This is a genomic window from Shewanella decolorationis S12, from assembly GCF_000485795.1.
Lineage (GTDB): Bacteria > Pseudomonadota > Gammaproteobacteria > Enterobacterales > Shewanellaceae > Shewanella > Shewanella decolorationis.
On record NZ_AXZL01000069.1, the window covers coordinates 54796 to 74300 of the forward strand.

Below are 19505 nucleotides of genomic sequence, written 5' to 3' on the forward strand. Positions count from 1 at the left end.
TGTGCGAGATAATTATTCCAATGAAAAAAACCATAATAGCCATTGCCTTAATTGCTGCGGTTGCTACCGCTGTGAGTTTTAGTGATGTATTGCAGGCGGCCAAACCCGAAAGTGCGCCCCATTTAATGCGTACAGTACCTGTAGTCACAGGAGAAGTGGTTGAACATCCACTGGCACAATCAATTTCACTCATAGGTAAACTCGCCGCCGATCGCGCCGTGGTTATCGCGCCGCAAGTCACAGGCAAAATTAAACAAATCGCCGTGACATCTAACCAAGCAGTCAAGAAGGGCCAACTGCTTATCGAGCTTGACGATATGAAAGCCCAGGCCGCGGTAGCCGAAGCCAATGCCTTTTTAAATGATGAAACCCGTAAACTCAGGGAATTTGAAAAACTCATCAGCCGTAATGCCATCACCCAAACCGAAATCGATGCACAAAAGGCTAGTGTCGATATCGCTAGAGCCAGACTCGCTTCGGCGCAGGCGGATTTACATTACCATTCGCTAATCGCCCCCTTTGCCGGCAAAACCGGTCTGATTAACTTCAGCGAAGGTAAAATGGTCAGTATTGGCACTGAGTTGATGACCTTGGATGATTTATCCAGCATGCGACTCGACCTACAGGTGCCCGAACATTTTCTATCACAGCTCAGCATTGGCATGCCCGTCTCGGCGACCAGCCGCGCCTGGCCGGGGGAAACCTTTATCGGCAAAGTGGTCGCCATCGATCCCCGCGTCAATGAAGAAACCTTAAACCTGAAGATCCGCGTGCAATTTGAAAACGCGAAAAATCGCTTAAAGCCCGGCATGATGATGTCATCGACCATCACCTTCCCGCCAATTTCCGCCCCGATTGTGCCTGTGCAAGCCTTAGAATATTCAGGTACTAAGCGCTATGTATATGTGGTGGGTGAGGACCATATCGCCCATCGCACCGAAGTGATTTTAGGCGCCCGCGTGGGTGACCAAGTGCTTATCGATTCTGGTTTAAAAATTGGCGACAAAGTGGTGGTGCAAGGGCTAGTGAATATGCGCGATGGCTTAAAGATCAATGAAGTGGTGCTTGAAGCCAAGAACGATGCTAACCGTCCAGCAGCCAAGTCAGACGTCAACACCGCGGAGACTAAATAATGTGGCTGTCCGATGTATCCGTTAAGCGCCCCGTCGTCGCGATCGTATTAAGCTTATTGCTGTGCGTGTTTGGTTTAGTGTCCTTCACTAAACTGTCGGTACGGGAAATGCCCGATGTCGAAAGCCCAGTAGTGACCGTCAGTACCAGCTACTCAGGCGCTTCGGCCGCGATTATGGAGAGCCAAATCACTAAGACCCTTGAAGATGAACTCACTGGGATCAGTGGCATCGATGAAATCACCTCAACCACTCGTAATGGCAGCTCGCGGATCACAGTGAAATTCCTGCTCGGTTGGAACTTAACCGAAGGCGTAAGTGATGTGCGTGACGCCGTGGCCCGCGCCCAGCGCCGCCTGCCCGAAGATGCCAACGATCCTGTGGTCTCTAAGGACAATGGTTCAGGCGAACCCTCTGTCTATGTCAACTTAAGCTCTAGCGTGATGGACAGAACTCAGCTGACCGATTACGCCCAGCGCGTATTAGAAGACAGATTTAGCCTCATCAGCGGCGTGAGTTCCATCAGCATCTCGGGCGGTTTGTACAAGGTGATGTACGTCAAGCTAAGACCCGAGCAAATGGCAGGACGCAATGTCACAGTCACCGACATTATTAACGCCCTGCGTAAAGAAAACGTTGAAACCCCTGGCGGTCAAGTACGTAACGATACCACTGTGATGTCGGTGCGCACTAAGCGACTCTATTACACCCCGAAGGATTTTGACTATTTAGTGGTTCGCACCGCCAGCGATGGCACGCCTATCTACCTGAAGGATGTGGCAGATGTGGCCGTTGGCGCCCAGAACGAAAACTCCACCTTTAAGAGCGATGGTATCGTTAACCTAAGCTTAGGTGTCATCACTCAATCCGATGCCAACCCTTTAGTGGTAGCCCAGCAAGTACACAAAGAAGTCGATAGAATTCAAGACTTTCTCCCCGAAGGCACAAGCCTAGTGGTGGACTTTGACTCGACCGTCTTTATCGACCGCTCAATTAACGAGGTATACAACACTCTCTATGTGACTGGCGCACTCGTGGTATTAGTGCTGTATATCTTTATCGGCCAAGCCAGAGCGACCCTTATCCCAGCGGTGACAGTACCTGTGTCGCTGATCTCGGCCTTTATTGCCGCCAATATGTTTGGCTACTCGATTAACCTCTTAACTCTGATGGCATTAATTCTCGCCATCGGTCTTGTCGTCGACGATGCCATCGTCGTGGTAGAGAACATCTTCCACCATATTGAACGTGGTGAAGAGCCGCTACTCGCCGCTTACAAAGGCACGCGGGAAGTAGGTTTTGCGGTTGTGGCCACCACCGCCGTGTTAGTCATGGTGTTCCTGCCGATTTCCTTTATGGAGGGCATGGTCGGCTTACTCTTTACCGAGTTTTCCGTGATGCTGGCGGTATCCGTGCTGTTTTCTTCACTTATCGCCCTGACACTGACGCCAGTACTGAGTAGCAAACTGCTCAAGGCCAATGTCAAACCGAACCGTTTCAATCGTTTCGTCGACAGTGGTTTTGCCCGCATGGAAAAGGTTTACCGTGTTGGCGTAACCCATGCAATCCGTTTTAGATTACTGGCGCCCTTGGTTATCCTCGCCTGTGTGGGCGGTAGTGTATGGTTAATGCAGCAAGTCCCCTCACAGTTGGCCCCCCAGGAAGACCGTGGTGTACTTTATGCTTTTGTCAAAGGCGCCGAGGGTACCAGCTATAACCGTATGACGGCGAACATGGATATCGTCGAAGACAGATTGATGCCACTCCTTGGCCAAGGGGTATTAAGGTCTTTCAGTGTGCAAGCCCCTGCCTTTGGTGGTCGTGCAGGTGACCAAACCGGCTTTGTGATCATGCAATTAGAAGACTGGGAACATCGTCATGTCACGGCTCAACAAGCACTTGGGATTGTCAGCAAAGCCTTAAAAGACATTCCCGACGTGATGGTTCGTCCTATGATGCCAGGCTTTAGGGGCCAATCGAGTGAACCCGTGCAATTCGTCCTCGGCGGTTCAGATTACGCAGAGTTGTTTAAATGGGCACAGGTATTAAAAGAAGAAGCTAATGCTAGCCCTATGATGGAAGGCGCGGATTTAGACTATGCCGAAACTACGCCAGAGCTAATCGTCACCGTCGATAAAGAACGTGCTGCAGAGCTTGGGATCAGTGTCGATGAAGTCTCGCAAACCTTAGAAGTGATGCTCGGCGGTCGTAAAGAGACTACCTATGTCGACCGAGGTGAAGAGTATGACGTTTATGTTCGCGGTGATGAGAATAGCTTTAATAATGTCGGCGATTTAAGCCAAATCTATATGCGTTCGGCTAAGGGCGAATTAGTCACGCTCGATACTGTCACCCATATCGAAGAAGTCGCTTCGGCACAAAAACTTAGCCACACCAATAAGCAAAAATCCATCACCCTCAAGGCCAACATTAGTAAAGGCTACACTTTGGGCGAGGCCTTGAAGTTTTTGGATAATAAGGCCATTGAGTTATTACCTAAGGATATTTCTATCGGTTATACCGGCGAATCTAAGGACTTTAAAGAAAACCAGAGCAGCATCTTAATTGTGTTCGGTTTAGCGCTCCTAGTGGCTTATCTGGTACTGGCGGCTCAATTTGAAAGCTTTATCAACCCCTTAGTGGTGATGTTTACAGTGCCTATGGGGGTATTCGGTGGTTTCCTCGGCCTGTTAGTCACCAGTCAAGGCATTAACATCTATAGCCAGATTGGGATGATCATGTTGATTGGTATGGTGACTAAGAACGGTATCTTAATCGTCGAGTTTGCCAACCAATTGCGTGACCGAGGTTTGGCCTTAGACAAAGCCATTATCGACGCGTCGACGCGTCGCTTGCGCCCTATTTTGATGACAGCCTTCACCACCTTAGTGGGTGCTGTGCCGCTGATCTTCTCATCGGGCGCAGGCTCTGAGAGCCGGATTGCCGTAGGTACTGTAGTGTTCTTCGGTATGGCCTTCGCCACCTTTGTGACCCTGTTTGTGATCCCAGCTATGTACCGCTTGATCTCAGCCGCAACCCATTCACCGGGTTATGTTGAGGCGAAACTTGAGGCGGCCATTAAGGCTCAAGAATTAGCCGCTCAAGAATTAGCAGCGCAAGAGGCGGCCAAACAACAGGAACACACTGCCAAAGCCTAGCGGGATACAGTAAAGCGAAACGGCATAAGGTGTTTGTTAGAACCATAAAGCCAAGGGAATCCCCCTTGGCTTTTTATTTACGCTCGAGACGACTTCCCTCTTAGCACTATCCTGCCTGCCAAACCCGCATATCCAAGCCCAACGCACAGCAGCGCCGCGAAGCCAATCACGCCACCAAGATGGCTTACCATGCCTGCAGCGCCTAAACCTAGCCCCAACAGAATGTAATAAAACAGTCCAAACAGCGCGCCAGCGGAACCTGCATAAGCGCGGTAGTTTGCCAGCGCCGAGCTCAGGATATTAGGAATCGCAATCCCATAAGCAATCACAATCAACAGCATGGGTAGTAAAAAGTAAACGCTATTCAAGCCAATATCCGTCGATTGGAACAGCCAAATACCGAGTCCACCGAATAGCGCCATAAGGCTTGCTAACCGCACCAATCGTGCACTGGAATAGCCTCTACCCAGTAATAGTTTATTAAAATAACTGCCAAGAAATGCGCCAAAGCCTAATAACAACCCACTGGCACCGAAGGTAAGCGTCGACAATCCTCGCGCCTCAAACATAAATGGCGCCAGCGAAAAGTAGCTAAACCACATCAAGTTAAATGAGGCCACCAGCAAAGTGTTTTTAATTATCCCGCTGTCGGTAAGCATCTTGACAGCTAACTCAACGAGCGCGATTTTTTGGGTGTGTTCAGGCTTGGTTTCGGGCAAAGATTTTACCGACAAAAACAACAACACAATGGCAGAAACCATCAGGGCGACAAACACCCCTTGATATCCCCAATAAGCACTGAGGATGCTCCCCAATAGCAATCCGATAATCGGGCTGATCCCAAGAGACATGCCCATCACCGAAAAGACTTTCGCGAGTTCCTCCCCGCTGTAACTGTCACGCATCATGGTTTGAGTGATGACAGAACCCACTGCTGCACCAAAGGCCGATAATACCCGAGCGAGCAACAACAGAGTAAAGTCGCTAATCATCAACGCGCATGCTGAACCAATGGCATAACAGGCTAAGCCCGCAAGCATGGCGTTGCGGCGACCAATGATGTCGGCTAAATGACCCCAGCAAAATACACCTACAGCAAAAGCGATAAAGTACACTGATAAGGTTTGCGAGGCACTGGCAACAGACACCGCAAAGTTTTCAGCAATATTAGGCAACGCCGGGCTATAGATGGTTTCCATAATTTGCGGAAACATCATCAACAGCACGCACAGCCAGAGTGGTGGTTTTATTTTCATGATTTTAGATACGTTTTAGCCTTTCAGGGTTAACCGATAAACCAAAACGGCGCTCCATACTTGTCAAAGAGGGCGCAGTATAGATAGGATCCCCAAGTGACAATTAACGAAACTTAGGCAAAAAACATCAAAAATAAGACAACATGGCCTTTATTCAACCCGAGCAGCAATTTAATCCCGATGCCTTAGACAACCTAGTGATCGGCATTGCCGCCGAAATGGGCGAGCATGACTCAGGCGTACATCAGCATCGCAAGGCTCAGTTGCTCTACTCATCAACGGGATGTATGCGGTTTAACTTAGCCGACACTCAAGTCGTGTTGCCGCCAACCCGTGCGGCTTGGCTGCCCGCAGGCGTGGTACATCAAGTCACAATGCGCAATGTTGTGGCCTATCGCTCACTCTACTTTGAGCCTGAAACCGTGGCGTCTTTGCCGGATAACGTCACGATTTTCCATGTAAATCCGTTACTCAAAGCGTTAATCGACACTATGTCCTTTTGGCCTTGGGACAAGCCCAGACACAGCCAGCACAATGCCTTTGCCCTGCTGATTGAAGAGTTACTCCATGCGGATGCACAGAATTTAAGCTTACCCCTGCCCAAGGATAAACGGCTGCAAACTTGGCTTAAGCAATTGCAACAACAGCAAAAAATACCCGCCAGTCTGAAGGACATGGCCATTGAAATTGGCGCCAGCGAACGCACCATCAGCCGTATCTTTAGCAACGAAACAGGCATGGCTTATCAGGCGTGGCGGCAGCAATGGCGTTTACTGTCGGCCATTGAGCAGTTAGCTGCGGGCGCCTCGGTGGCGCAGGTAGGATTCAACTTACAGTTTTCCAGTGACAGCGCCTTTATCAGCTTTTTTAAACAATATACAGGTACGACACCGGCGCAATATTTTAAATAAACCCAATATTTGATTAGCGCGTATAAATGTTTCGAACTGTAACCTTGATTAACTGGATAAACCCATTAGCTAAAGTGAAAAGCTTGAGCTTTCTCGTTGAGAAGAGTTTAGGAATCAAAAAGATAGTTTAAGATTTTTAGCTCAAACTAGGCCAAACATCCAGTCTAGCCAATCATGACTCGATTCCGCCCCTCAAGCTTAGCGCGATAAAGTGCTTTATCTACTCGATAAAGCGCACTTCGGACACTCTCATTATGCTGAACTGAAACACAACCTAAACTCACGGTAAGATTCAACTGATGCTCTTGATAGTGAAAACTCGTACTCGCTATCTCACAGCGAATATATTCTGCTAACTGGTAGGCTATGTCTAAGGAACTATGCCGCAATATAATTAAAAACTCCTCCCCGCCCCAACGGGCAATACAACTGGCTTGGTGGGTAAATTTTTCCAACGTTGTTGCGATTTGTACCAACACTTCATCACCACATAAATGACCATAGGTATCGTTGATCGTTTTGAAAAAGTCCACATCACACATCAATAAGCTCACTTTAGCGTCGGTCTGATGTGCAGGGATAATTAGCTGCGTCAACACTTTTTCCGCCTCACGGCGATTGGCAAGCCCTGTGAGCATATCAGTGTAAGAAAGCCGAGTATTTTCCTCTATTAGTGTTTGCAAATCATGAATATCCCGCATGGTCACCACATGCAAATCCGATAGGTTATCAGTACTAATTTGCGCCGTAATAACAAACCAACGGAATTCACCATTACCGCAACGGATCCTCGCCTGCATTTCTGCAGTCTTGATACCCGCAGCTAAACTACGCTTAACTTCAGCCTCCCATCCGTCAATCATCGCCTGTCTGACAACAGCATCTGGATAAACAGTATTAAACCAAGCATCAATATCGGGAATATCAGTTATGGTATAACCAATCTGCTCGATAAAAGCTCTATTCATAAAGCAATGTATTCGTTTTATTTTTCCGGAAGATTGATTGATGTGAGATTCGGAAAGCAGGATGGGGATGGGGATAAAATCTAAGCTTTGAAAGAGTATTTCCTCTGTTTGAGGTGTATTTCGCTTAACCATATCCTTCCCCATTCAAATCATATCGATCTACTCGAACCTTAGTCTTAGCCACATATTCAAGCCATTACAACATTATTGCGGCCATTGTTTTTTGCTTTATATAGGGCCTTATCAACCCGAGAGAGCAGGCTGTGTAGGCTTTCATCTGGTTGATATTTAACACAACCAAAACTCATCGTGAAATGCATTAACTGACCATAGGACCGATAATCAGTCTGCTCAATCTGCTCTCTTAAGTGCTCGCAAAGCAATGCTGCGGACTCAGGTTCGGTATTATCCAAAACAATTAAAAATTCCTCCCCGCCCCAACGCGCAATACTGGCTGCTGATTTAGCAGATTCTTGCAATTGTACAGCGACAATTTTGAGTACATCATCACCACAGAGATGACCAAAGTTATCATTGATATCCTTAAAGAAATCGATATCACACATCACTAAACATAGGGAAGAGTGAGCAAGGTTACTTTGCTTCATTGCTATGGCTAACACTTCCTCAACCCGCCGACGATTAGCAAGACCAGTCAGTAAATCCGTATTCGATTGCCGCTCATTTTCCTCAATCAAAAGCTGTAATTGATGAACATCTCTCATAGTCACAATATTTAAATTGGATTGGTTTTCTGTCGTTAATTGAGCTGTAATTAAAAACCAGCGGAACTCACCATTACCGCAGCGAATATATGTTTTAAACCCTGCAGTGCTAAGTCCTTGTTTTTCACTAGCATAAACAACGTTATCCCATTCAAGCATCGCTTTATTTCTTATAATAGGATCGGGATAAACAGTATCGAACCATGCCGCAATATCAGGAATATCGTTTATGTTATAGCCCAATTGCTCGATAAAAGCGTGATTCATAAAATGATGTACTCGATGCGTGCTTGGGCGTCGTCCCTCAACCTCTAACCCCTCAGATAACAAAATAGGAATAGGGATATAATTCAATGTCTTAAATAATAACGCCTCACTCTCTTCAGTAAATAATCGTCGCATCCGTACCCTCCAAAATTACAACATACAGATAACATTTACTGATAAAAGCACATAAGATTTGTAAGGACAAGACAACAAATAAGACTTATTGAGAAAATATCGAAACCCTTTAAATGTAAAAAATGAATAATAAAATTAATTAAAAATAAATATTTTATAAGACAAGCGTTTAACTACTCATCACAACATATGACTTGTTTGAATCTATATTAATTAACACAATTCAACAGCTTATTTTTTAACCGTTACTTTTAGGGTTTTACGTACGAAATAAAACCACACGATGATTTTATGTATATAGTTCCGAATCGAATAGCGACATAAATCAGTAAAACAATAAAGTCATAACTCAAGTATCACTACATTAACTTAATGTTTATCAATATAAAGTTTCCAAAATGTATAGCTATAACTCGCACAATGGTCACAACCAGTGACGAGTTCTATGCCTTTGGCCTCATGAGATGCAGTTTTATCATTAACAGTCCATGCTATAGTGACGATGACATTCACTCATCCAACTATCATCTTGAATAAAATAGCCCTCTTTGTTGACGTACAAAACATCTATTACACCTGCCGTGAGGCCTATCAGCGCCAATTTAACTATCGTAAACTCTGGCAACAGTTAAGTGCACAAGGTGAGATTGTCGGCGCAACAGCCTACGCAATTAACCGTGGCGATGAAGGTCAATTGAAGTTTCAAGATGCCTTAAGACATATCGGCTTTGAGCTAAAACTAAAACCTTTTATACAGCGCACTGATGGCTCAGCGAAGGGCGATTGGGATGTGGGTATCACCATAGATGTGCTCGAAACCGCGCCTAAGGTAGATACTGTGATATTACTTTCTGGTGATGGTGATTTTGCATTATTGCTCGATAAGATAAGGCAAAAATATGACATCAGAGCCGAAGTATATGGCGTACCTCAACTTACGGCAAAATCCCTAATAGATGCGGCAACACGGTTTAATCCAATCAATGATACTTTGCTGCTTTAGGGCGCTTAGGCTTGAAACTCTTGAGTCGAAAGCCGATAAAAGTTATCAATATCGGCCAACAACACGCGATAAACATCGGCATCTAACTGACCCTTATCGACCATTGGCTGCATAATTTCAAAAATATCTGATAGGGCTAAAGAGCCTCTATATGGCCGTTTTTGAGTTAACGCCTGAAACACATCAACGACAGCCAAAATACGTGAAGGTAGATCTAGCTGTTCTTGCCGCTTACTAAAGGGATAACCGGAACCATCGAGACGTTCATGATGGTTTGAAGCCCATTCGCCAATCACTGATTTTGGAAAAAAACTATGTAAGGTATGTTCAGTGTCCACGGTGTGGCGCTTAACAATTGAATATTCCTCCTTCGTCAGCTTACCTTCCTTATGAAGTAACAAATCTGGGGTTTTTAGCTTACCAACATCGTGTAGTAGTCCTGCAACATACAAGAGTTCGGCATCCTCTTCGCTGAGGCCACAATCCTTCGCCAGTAATTTAGCGAGTAAAGCTACTTTGTCAGAATGGTGGAATGTAAAAGGACTCTTTGCATCGACAATCCGAGCAAGAAATCGCGCCAATTGCTTTACCCCTTCTAAATCCAACTCTTTGTCGTAAAAATTATTCGCCTCAAATTCTAAACCTAATAACGCTATGTGGCTGGCATCCATGTTGTACCAAAAGCCATCTTTTTTAACTAACTGGCACATCGCCTTGACCATTTCTGGCTCAAATAAGGTTCCGCTGTGGGCCATTAAATTTTCAGCCACCATACTTTCATGCAAAGTAATTAACTCCTCATGGCAACCATGGGTGTATCTCGCTCTTAAAAAATCGGTGCGATCGGCTAAGAAAATCAACGCCGCAACATCACGCTCAAAAGTGGAAAGATCATGGGAAAGTAACTCCAACCAAGGAGTGTGATGATAAAGAACAATAGCCGCAAATACGTCTAGGATAGGGCATTTAAGTAATGCTTCATAACCGCGTTGACTATGGCACTGGGCATCTTCCGGTTGCATCAGCTTCAGTAAACGCAAATGCTCTTCCGATGAGGACACACCGCAGTCATGAATAAGCCCTGCAAAATAAGCAAATTGCTTTTTATCATCAGGCCAACCCAAAACACACGCACATTCATACGCAATGTAAGCCACTCGATGTCCATGATGGAGATCGTCCACACCAACAAAGTCCAATACTGTCGCCACAGCTATCAAGGCATGCCTAACATCCACTTTGATTTTTACACTTGAGGGCTGAATGGTATTCATCGCATTTCCCTAATTGATCGAATCAACCTCTGTAAAATATAGTCAATACCTTGATTTTTATCCCAGATAAATCCAATAACTCCTATAAATCATAGCTAAGAGAAGAACCTTTTAAGTGCCAGTTAGTCCACCTATCATAGAATCGCAAGTTCTAACCTTACCAATTGATTATTAAAACTTTTAATTAGGGCGTGTTGACGTTTCAGTTTTTTTACAGCAATTTGGCTGGCTTTTATGCAAGGCAAAGTCCGTGCAGTGTAGTTATGCTACATAAACGGACGATAACGCGGCAGAAAGCCAGCCAAATGCAGCCCGAAGGGTTCGTCTGGCAAGCCCTTGCTCTTACTTTCTGTCATAAGAGCCGCTCGTCATTTGAGTAGAATAACGACACATCATTCCTCGTTTCGCGAGCACGTGCTTGCCTGAACGAACAAAATCTAATCTCGAAACGTCAGCACGCCTTAGTAGTCTTAGTATTAAACAAGAGGTTCAATCTTACATTAACGACGTCTATTCCATTCCATATCTCACCGTAAACTGATGCCCTACTGAATATCAACACAGCCGACACAAATAAAGGAAGTGCAATATTAATAGTCATTAGGGCTATAGCGTATTCAGATGGTTAACCACAATTTGCGAATCTAAAAATCCAATCTAAGCTTACTTTAACCCTAATTAAGTATTAGTAGGATGATATGAAATATTCACTCTCCGCTTTACTGTTGTTAGCCACACTACCTTGTTCTGCTGCAACCTCAGTCACAGTCAAAGTCGCCTCCGATTACTTGTTTAATGGCGTTAGCCAAACTCAAGAAGACCCAGCCTTACAAGCCAGTTTTGATTGGGCTGGAGATTCTGGTTTATATGCAGGAATTTGGGGTTCAAATGTCGACTTTGGTGAAGGTACCGATTTAGAAGCTGATGCCTACGTCGGTTACTACTTTGCCCTAACAGATGCCATCAATCTCGACATTGGCATAGCCCAATACACCTACCATGGCGAAGGGTTTAGCTCCGATTACAACTATGCAGAAAGTTACGCCAAGTTCAATTATGCCAATACTAATTTGAATTTTTGGTACTCCTGGGACTACTTTGGCACAGGTGCAGGGCATGCCATAGTTATGGTCGTACAATCATTCCCTATTAATGACGATTTGTCCTTTGATATTAGCGCGGACTACTCTAAAAGCTTAGATAGTGATAAGTGGGAATGGGAGACTGACGATGACGCCTATATCCACTGGCGCGTTACCGCAAACTATTCTTGGTCTGGCTGGGACTTTACCGCAGGTTATGAAGATACAGACCTTGAGACCTACGGTGAAGGAATTTTTCTTGTAACTGTTGCACGCACTTTTAATTTCTAAAGAGGCCAATATGAAAACTTTGGTATCCCTGATTTTAGTACTATTTATCAACACTGCCGTTGCAGAAACAGTCTATTTAACGTCTTTATCTTGGCCACCTTATTCAGATAAATCTTTAAGTGAGCAAGGTGCCTCTGTCGCAGTGGCTAAAGCGGCCTTTAAGGCTGAGGGACATGAGTTAGTTGTCGATTTTTTCCCTTGGACTCGAGCGGTAAAAATGGCGTCGGAACCAAACTCTAAATACTTAGGTTATTTCCCAGAATACAAATATGAAACCTCGGAATTTGTGTTTTCCGATCCCATGGGTAAAGGCCCTTTAGGTTTGGTACAAAATAAAAACAAGCCGATTAGTTTTACTGCTGTCGCAGATTTAGCTGGTAAACGGATTGGAGTCGTCCAAGATTATGTAAATACCAAAGAATTAGATGACATGATTGCATCTGGTGCCATTAAGGGGGATGCAGTCCCCTCAGACGATCTCAATGTCAAAAAAGTAGGCTCTGGACGCCTCGATGCAGCAGTAATTGACGCCAACGTATTGAAATATTTACTCAATACAGATCCATCTCTCAGCGAATTTAAAAATACTGTAGAAATGAACAATGTGATCTTAGAAGATAAAAATCTCTATATTGCGTTTCGTAATGATGCCGAAGGCCAAAAATGGCAAAAAATTTATAATCAAGGACTAACGAAAATTGACGTTAACAACATCATGTCAAACTACTTGAAGTAGGAGTTCCCCTTGATCCACTCCATCTTGTTTAGGTTAGTATGCACCGCATTAGGCGCGATGGTATTAGTACTATTGTGCTTCGGGGTTTATGACTATTCAACTCAAAGCCGTCAGCTAAAAGACAAGCTAAACACTGAAATATCACTAGCAAAAGAGCGAATAGGACTATCCCTGCCCAATGCAATGTGGAATTTCCAAGATAAACTGGCGCAAAAACTCGTCAATGCCGAAGTGACCTCGGAAAACATTGCTAAGTTAGTGATTCAAGATACTAATGGTAAAACATTTGTCGAAACTCAGGGCCCCGCTACGGCAAACACAATCGAAGGGGAATTATTTTTTGATGATAACGGCAGCCCAACCAAAGTTGGCAGTTTAAAACTCTATATAGATGAAAGCCACATCGACCAAGCCTTATTAGACTTAGCACTTGCATCTGCACTTAAGGTACTGCTTCTAGTTTTAATTCTCGGAACCGTTTTAACACTAATATTCAATAATTTAGTTGCAAAACCTTTGTTTGAGGTTGCAGATAAAATGGCCACAATTGCTCACGGTGAAGGGGATCTTACTCAAGAGTTAGTTGTTAGACGCAACGATGAGATTGGCCAACTTGCGGCCTCATTTAATCAATTCGAGCATAAAATTGCCGAATTGATTAAAGCGGTAAAACTCTCAATTGATGACTCCTATAATGTGGCGCAAAATATTTCTAACCTCAGTAGTGAAGGCTTTAACTATTTAACCAATCAGCAAGCTGAAACCGATCAAATAGCCATTGCGATTACCGAAATGGCATCATCGGCGGTTGAAATTGAAAACAATGCTAAACGCTCCTTAGAATCGGCAGAAACTGCAAAACTTGATTCCCATAAAGTTCAGCAAGCTTTCGATAACTCCATTTCAGCTATCGAAGATTTAGTTGAACAGCTCGATGAAGCCTCAGGTGTTATCGGCTCACTAGAAGAAAGTGTTCAAGGAATTGCATCACTCTTGGATGTCATTCAATCCATCGCAGAGCAAACTAACTTACTCGCCCTAAATGCGGCTATTGAAGCTGCTCGCGCTGGCGAACAAGGTAGAGGTTTTGCGGTAGTTGCTGATGAAGTTCGTTCACTTGCTAGTAGAACACAAGCAAGTACCGCTCAAATTCATGCAACTATTACTCAGCTTCAGCAAGGTTCTCAATCTGCAGTCAAAGTCATGTCGATCAGTAAAGACAAAAGCCATGAGAGTATGCAAGCAGCTAATTCGGCTAGTGCATCTATTCATCGGATCGGCGACGCTATTACGGCCATAACTCAGATGTCGAGTCATATTTCTGCGGCAATTACAGAGCAAAGTATGGTTGCAGAAGATATTAGTAAAAATATTAATGAAGTCGTTTCATCTGGACAAAACAGTATGAGCAAAATTGAAAACGTTCAAATGTACTCGAATGATATGAAAGAACTCGCTATCCAGTTAAAGGAAAATGTCAGTGTCTTTAAAACCTAAACTCTTAGTAGGCCGTTGCTATACCTGATACATAATGCAAATCATGAATAGCAACGGCTCAAGTTAAAATTATCTCTGCGTTTTATTCGATAACTTAGCTAAAACATAGTAAAACAAAGCTTAACTTAAACAGTCGTCACGGTTTTACGACGACCACGTTTAGCTAACGCATAGTAGAACAATGGCGTCAGGATCAAACCAAACAACGTCACCCCTATCATACCGGCAAATACCGCGACGCCCATGGCTTGACGCATCTCGGCGCCCGCGCCTGTTGAAAACACCATGGGTACCACCCCCATGATAAAGGCGATAGAGGTCATCAAGATGGGGCGTAAACGTAAGCGCGCCGCCTCGAGAATCGACTCCATGACTTCCATACCATGGTCTTGTTTTTCCTTGGCAAATTCGACAATCAGAATCGCGTTCTTGGTCGCTAAGCCCACGAGGACGATAAGACCAATCTGGGTGAAAATATTATTATCGCCGCCATAAATAAGCACACCACTGAGCGCTGAGAGTAAGGTCATTGGAATGATTAAGATAATCGCCAATGGCAAACTCAAACTCTCGTACTGCGCCGCCAGCACCATAAATACCAGCAGGATCACCAGAGGGAACACTAACAAGCCTGTGTTACCGGCGAGGATCTGCTGATAGGTCAGCTCAGTCCACTCGTAGGTCATGCCTATGGGCAAAGTCTCGGCAAGGATTTTCTCAATCGCCGCCTGCGCTTGGCCCGAACTCACACCGGGTGCTGGGCCACCGTTAATCTCAGCCGTAGTGAAACCGTTATAGTGCATCACACGATCGGGTCCCGCACTCTGGCTCACATTGATAAAGGAGCCGAGTGGGATCATATCACCATTCACATTAGGCACTTTTAACTGACTGATCTGCTGCGGGCTTTGACGGAATGCTTCGTCGGCCTGCATATTCACCTGATAGGTTCGACCGAAACGATTGAAGTCGTTGACATAGGTCGAGCCCATATAGGTTTGTAATGTCTGGAAAATTTGATCGAGCGACACTGCCTGCTGTTTCGCTTTAGTTCGATCGATATCCAGTTCAAGTTGTGGCACGTTCACTTGATAGCTGGAGAAAATCCCCGCTAATTGTGGATCGGCCCACGCCTTGTACATTACTTGTTGGGTCACCTGATACAAGGCCTCATAACCAAGGTTGGCTCTGTCTTGAATTTGCAGACGGAACCCTCCAATAGTGCCGAGGCCTTGCACAGGTGGCGGCGGGAAGATGGCAATAAATGCATCCTGAATAGCAGCAAACTGCTGATTTAATTGGCCGGCAATCGCATTCGCCGACAGTTCAGGACGCTTACGTAACTCAAAATCATCTAAGGCAACAAACACTACGCCCGAGTTAGGACTATTGGTAAAACCGTTGATACTCAGACCGGGGAAGGCAATAGAGTGCGCCACACCGGGATGATTCAAGGCGATGTCGGACATTTTCTTGATCACCGCATCGGTACGCTCGAGTGAGGCCGCATCCGGTAATTGGGCAAATGCCACTAAATACTGTTTATCCTGTCCTGGCACATAACCCGTTGGAGTATTCACAAATTGCACACCCGTCAGCGCAACCATGCCCAGATAAACCAGTCCGATAATGCCGCCAAAACGGATCACCTTACGCACTAAATAGCCATAACCTTCTGAGGCACGGTTGAATAAGCGATTGAATGGCGTAAATAACCAGCCACCAAACAGCTTATCCATTAACCGTGTGAGCGCATCCTTAGGCGCATCATGCCCCTTGAGTAACAACGCCGATAACGCTGGGCTCAAGGTGAGCGAGTTAATGGCCGAAATAAAGGTCGAAATCGTGATAGTCAGCGCAAACTGTTTATAAAACTGCCCCGTTAATCCGCTCATAAAGGCGGTAGGAATAAACACCGCGGCCAACACTAAAGTGGTTGCGACAATCGGCCCAGTCACTTCCTTCATGGCTCTTTGTGTTGCGGCAATTGGGCTTAAACCCGAAGCGATATTTCGCTCGACGTTTTCTACCACCACGATGGCATCGTCGACCACAATCCCGATGGCCAGCACCAGACCAAACAGCGACAAAGCATTAAGCGAGAAGCCCATCAAGTGCATAAAGGCGAAGGTCCCCACCAAAGACACAGGCACGGCCACCAGCGGAATAATCGAAGCGCGCCAAGTCTGGAGGAACAGCACCACCACTAATACCACTAAGAGCACGGCTTCAAGTAAGGTTTTGATCACAGCTTCAATCGAGCCACGCACAAACACGGTCGGATCGTACACAATCTCGTATTGCAGCCCTTCGGGGAAAGACTTCGCCAGTCTTGCCATTTCGGCGCGCACATCGTCGGAAATTTGAATCGCATTCGAGCCTGATGCTTGGAATACAGGAATCGCGACTGCATCCTTGTTATCCAGCAATGAACGCAGCGCATAGCTAGTTGCACCGAGTTCGACACGCGCCACATCCTTAAGACGGATCACCTCACCGTTTTGACCGACCTTGATAATAATGTCTTCGAATTCTGACAGTTCAGTCAGACGCCCCTTAACGTTAATCAAGAGTTGGAAGTCGGCATTACCACTAGGCTGTGCCCCTAAACTGCCCGCTGCCGCTTGCTGATTTTGCTCGCGTACGGCGGCGATAATTTCAGCTGGCGACATGCCAAGCGCCGAGACTTTATTCGGGTCAAGCCAGATCCGCAGACTATATTCGCCCGCACCGAATAAACGCACCGCGCCCACACCTTTGATCCGTGCTAACTCATCTTTTACGTTTAATGCCGCGTAGTTAGACAAATACAGCATGTCATAACGGTTATCTGGCGACAGTAAATGCACCACCATGGTTAAGTCGGGCGAGGACTTTTCAGTCACAATCCCGAGGCGTTGAACCTCCTGCGGCAAACGTGGCATAGCACGGTCAACCCGGCTCTGCACTTGAGTTTGCGCCCTGTCCACATCGGTGCCAATAGCAAAGGTGATGGTCAAGGTCATGCGTCCATCGGATGTCGCCTGCGATGACATATACAGCATGTCTTCGACGCCGTTGATTTCCTGTTCTAAGGGCGAGGCAACCGTTTCGGCAATGACTTTAGGGTTAGCGCCAGGATAATTGGCGGTCACCACGACTGTCGGTGGTACCACTTCAGGGTATTCGGTAATAGGTAATTGCCAGACAGCAATCGCCCCTGTGATAAAAAATAGCAGCGAGAGAACGGCTGCAAATATCGGTCTTTTAATAAAAAACTGCGACAACATTCTGTTGGATTCCTTAACCGCGGCTCGCTACTTCAACGTCTGGAGTGGTGATATTTTCTTGATGTTTATCAAGCAGTAATTGAGCTTGACGAAGCGCATCTAGCTGCTCGCTATCGGCCATATCAACTAGGTGTGGCTCAATTTGCATCTTAGGACGAACCCTTTGCATACCATTGACGACGATCTTGTCGTTTGCCGCTAAACCTTGCTTAATAATGCGTAAACCTTGAACTTTTTCACCTAAAGTGACGCCGCGATACTCCACAGTGCCATCGTTTGCCACCACTAAGACGAACTTGTTGTTCAGATCCGTGCCCACGGCTTTATCGTCGATTAAGATGCCGTCGTAGGCACCGCTACCAGCGGTACGTAATCTGGCGAACAGACCTGGGAGTAAGCTGTTGTCTTCATTGCTAAACGTGGCACGTACTCGAATAGTGCCCGTCTGTCTGTCCATCGAGTTATCGACAAAATCCACTAGGCCTATGTGTTGATATTCGCGCTCGTTGGCAAGCGCCATATACACGGGATTGTCGCCAGCACGAGGGTCTTTACGCTTTTTCTCGGCGGTTAACTTGACGTATTTCAGATAGGTTTGCTCATCCACATCGAAGTAGGCATACATGCTGGCGGTCGACACTAAGCTAGTTAATACACTCTGCCCCGCAGACACATAGTTACCGGCGGTGACATTGGCGTAGGAGGCACGGCCATCAATCGGTGCGCGCACTTGGGTATAATCTAAGTCCAGCTCGGCGCGAAGCAGTGCCGCTTTTACAGAGGCCACGGCCGCCGTGGTTTGGCGTTTGTTAGACTCGCGGGTATCGAGTAATTCTGCCGATACTGCCTTTTGGGCAAAGAGTTTGCGGGCACGTTCTAAGTCGTTAGTGGCCAGTTGCTCAGCAGCGAGCGCGCTAGCAAGATCTGCTTTTAACCGGGCCACTTCCGCTTCAAACACACTTGCATCGATACGAAATAGCACATCGCCTTTTTTCACTAAGGCGCCTTCTTTAAAGTTTACCGACGCGATATAGCCTGACACGCGTGGCACTAAGGTCACACTCTCTGGCGCCTGCAAACGGCCGGTAAATTCATCCCACTCGGTAACGCGCTCATGCAATACCTGCGCAACATCGACCTTAGGTGCACCCGGTGCTTGCCCCTGCTGGGCTTCGGGTTCACCACAGGCCGAAAGGACAAAAGCCGCCACGGCAGTCAACATCAATATCCGTAAAGGTTGGTTACTTTTCATCTTACAATCCTCATGTGGCAGGCATTTATCTCGTTTAAGACAGACATCAGTGATAGGCACTCGGTCAAAACCAATAAATACCGACTGGTAAAAAATATTATGTACTGGGCGGTAATATATAGTGTAAAATGACCCTGTCAACAAATTTTGTACCGATAAGTATTTAATTTTTTGTGACAGCGTGAAACTATGTAGTTAAGCCTTTGAGGTAATTAGGGCGTGTTGACGTTTCGAGATTAGATTTTGTTCGTTCTGGCAAGCACGTGCTCGCGAAACGAGGAATGATGTGTCGTTATTCTACTCAAATGACGAGCGGCTCTTATGACAGAAAGTCAGAGCAAGGGCTTGCCAGACGAACCCTTCGGGCAGCATTTGGCTGGGGTTTCTGCTGCGTTATCGTGCGTTTATGTAGAATAACTACACTGCACGGACGTTGCCTTGCATAAAAGCCAGCCAAACTGCTGCAAAAACAACCCTGAAACGTCAACACGCCCTAGCCACGGCGAATGTGCTATGTGGGCTTGAATGGACGATATATTTTGGTGAGTTAC

General features: G+C 45.9%; 13 protein-coding genes. 7 read left to right on the plus strand and 6 right to left on the minus strand.

Annotated elements, in window-relative coordinates; genetic code table 11:
* The first annotated feature begins 20 nt into the window (after positions 1-20).
* Both SHD_RS13240 and SHD_RS13245 read left to right on the plus strand, forming a co-directional pair.
* Positions 21-1133, plus strand: coding sequence for an efflux RND transporter periplasmic adaptor subunit (locus SHD_RS13240; protein WP_023267575.1), 1113 nt, complete (start codon positions 21-23; stop codon positions 1131-1133).
* Positions 1133-4288, plus strand: a complete 3156-nt coding sequence (locus SHD_RS13245) for a multidrug efflux RND transporter permease subunit (RefSeq protein ID WP_023267576.1) — start codon at positions 1133-1135, stop codon at positions 4286-4288. Before SHD_RS13240 ends, SHD_RS13245 begins: the two co-directional genes overlap by 1 nt.
* Before the next feature lie 77 nt (positions 4289-4365).
* Here SHD_RS13245 and SHD_RS13250 read toward each other — a convergent pair whose 3' ends face one another.
* Positions 4366-5544, minus strand: a complete 1179-nt coding sequence (locus SHD_RS13250; protein ID WP_023267577.1) for a multidrug effflux MFS transporter — start codon at positions 5542-5544, stop codon at positions 4366-4368.
* 143 nt (positions 5545-5687) lie between these two features.
* Here SHD_RS13250 and SHD_RS13255 point away from each other — a divergent pair, with 143 nt between their 5' ends.
* A complete protein-coding gene (locus tag SHD_RS13255) occupies positions 5688-6455 on the plus strand; it encodes an AraC family transcriptional regulator (RefSeq protein ID WP_023267578.1) in 768 nt (255 codons plus the stop codon).
* Between the two features lie 164 nt (positions 6456-6619).
* On the opposite strand, the gene SHD_RS13260 is transcribed toward SHD_RS13255, so the two are convergent.
* The gene (locus SHD_RS13260; protein ID WP_039978396.1) at positions 6620-7555 is read right to left on the minus strand and encodes a sensor domain-containing diguanylate cyclase; all 936 of its coding nucleotides are present in this window, start codon (positions 7553-7555) and stop codon (positions 6620-6622) included.
* A 56-nt stretch (positions 7556-7611) separates the two neighbouring features.
* Positions 7612-8550, minus strand: coding sequence for a GGDEF domain-containing protein (locus SHD_RS13265; RefSeq protein ID WP_023267580.1), 939 nt, complete (start codon positions 8548-8550; stop codon positions 7612-7614).
* Positions 8551-9079: 529 nt separating this feature from the next.
* Between SHD_RS13265 and SHD_RS13270 the strand changes: the two genes are divergently transcribed.
* Entirely contained in the window at positions 9080-9553 is a 474-nt protein-coding gene (locus tag SHD_RS13270; protein ID WP_039978397.1) for a LabA-like NYN domain-containing protein, read from the plus strand.
* Between the two features lie 5 nt (positions 9554-9558).
* On the opposite strand, the gene SHD_RS13275 is transcribed toward SHD_RS13270, so the two are convergent.
* Positions 9559-10827: an HD-GYP domain-containing protein gene (locus tag SHD_RS13275; RefSeq protein ID WP_023267582.1), complete on the minus strand. Its 1269-nt coding sequence runs from the start codon at positions 10825-10827 to the stop codon at positions 9559-9561.
* A gap of 698 nt (positions 10828-11525) precedes the next feature.
* Here SHD_RS13275 and SHD_RS13280 point away from each other — a divergent pair.
* Genes SHD_RS13280 through SHD_RS13290 form a run of 3 tightly spaced genes read left to right on the plus strand, consistent with a single transcriptional unit; the run spans position 11526 to position 14433 of the window.
* Positions 11526-12200 (plus strand): TorF family putative porin, encoded by a 675-nt coding sequence (locus tag SHD_RS13280; RefSeq protein WP_023267583.1) that lies wholly within the window; start codon positions 11526-11528, stop codon positions 12198-12200.
* A gap of 10 nt (positions 12201-12210) precedes the next feature.
* Positions 12211-12936, plus strand: coding sequence for a substrate-binding periplasmic protein (locus SHD_RS13285; RefSeq protein WP_039978375.1), 726 nt, complete (start codon positions 12211-12213; stop codon positions 12934-12936).
* Between the two features lie 9 nt (positions 12937-12945).
* Entirely contained in the window at positions 12946-14433 is a 1488-nt protein-coding gene (locus tag SHD_RS13290) for a methyl-accepting chemotaxis protein (RefSeq protein ID WP_039978376.1), read from the plus strand.
* 125 nt (positions 14434-14558) lie between these two features.
* Here SHD_RS13290 and SHD_RS13295 read toward each other — a convergent pair whose 3' ends face one another.
* Together SHD_RS13295 and SHD_RS13300 are read right to left on the minus strand one after the other, a co-directional pair.
* Positions 14559-17702 (minus strand): efflux RND transporter permease subunit, encoded by a 3144-nt coding sequence (locus tag SHD_RS13295; RefSeq protein ID WP_023267586.1) that lies wholly within the window; start codon positions 17700-17702, stop codon positions 14559-14561.
* A gap of 13 nt (positions 17703-17715) precedes the next feature.
* On the minus strand, positions 17716-18954 hold the full coding sequence (locus SHD_RS13300; protein ID WP_039978379.1) for an efflux RND transporter periplasmic adaptor subunit: 1239 nt from the start codon (positions 18952-18954) through the stop codon (positions 17716-17718).
* Between the last annotated feature and the right edge of the window lie 551 nt (positions 18955-19505).

Coding starts and splice junctions, on each gene's coding strand:
- SHD_RS13240 (WP_023267575.1), top strand. CDS start 21: ATGAAAAAAACCATAATAGCCATTGCCTTAATTGCTGCGGTTGCTACC.
- SHD_RS13245 (WP_023267576.1), top strand. CDS start 1,133: ATGTGGCTGTCCGATGTATCCGTTAAGCGCCCCGTCGTCGCGATCGTA.
- SHD_RS13250 (WP_023267577.1), bottom strand. CDS start 5,544: ATGAAAATAAAACCACCACTCTGGCTGTGCGTGCTGTTGATGATGTTT.
- SHD_RS13255 (WP_023267578.1), top strand. CDS start 5,688: ATGGCCTTTATTCAACCCGAGCAGCAATTTAATCCCGATGCCTTAGAC.
- SHD_RS13260 (WP_039978396.1), bottom strand. CDS start 7,555: ATGGTTAAGCGAAATACACCTCAAACAGAGGAAATACTCTTTCAAAGC.
- SHD_RS13265 (WP_023267580.1), bottom strand. CDS start 8,550: ATGCGACGATTATTTACTGAAGAGAGTGAGGCGTTATTATTTAAGACA.
- SHD_RS13275 (WP_023267582.1), bottom strand. CDS start 10,827: ATGAATACCATTCAGCCCTCAAGTGTAAAAATCAAAGTGGATGTTAGG.
- SHD_RS13280 (WP_023267583.1), top strand. CDS start 11,526: ATGAAATATTCACTCTCCGCTTTACTGTTGTTAGCCACACTACCTTGT.
- SHD_RS13285 (WP_039978375.1), top strand. CDS start 12,211: ATGAAAACTTTGGTATCCCTGATTTTAGTACTATTTATCAACACTGCC.
- SHD_RS13295 (WP_023267586.1), bottom strand. CDS start 17,702: ATGTTGTCGCAGTTTTTTATTAAAAGACCGATATTTGCAGCCGTTCTC.
- SHD_RS13300 (WP_039978379.1), bottom strand. CDS start 18,954: ATGAAAAGTAACCAACCTTTACGGATATTGATGTTGACTGCCGTGGCG.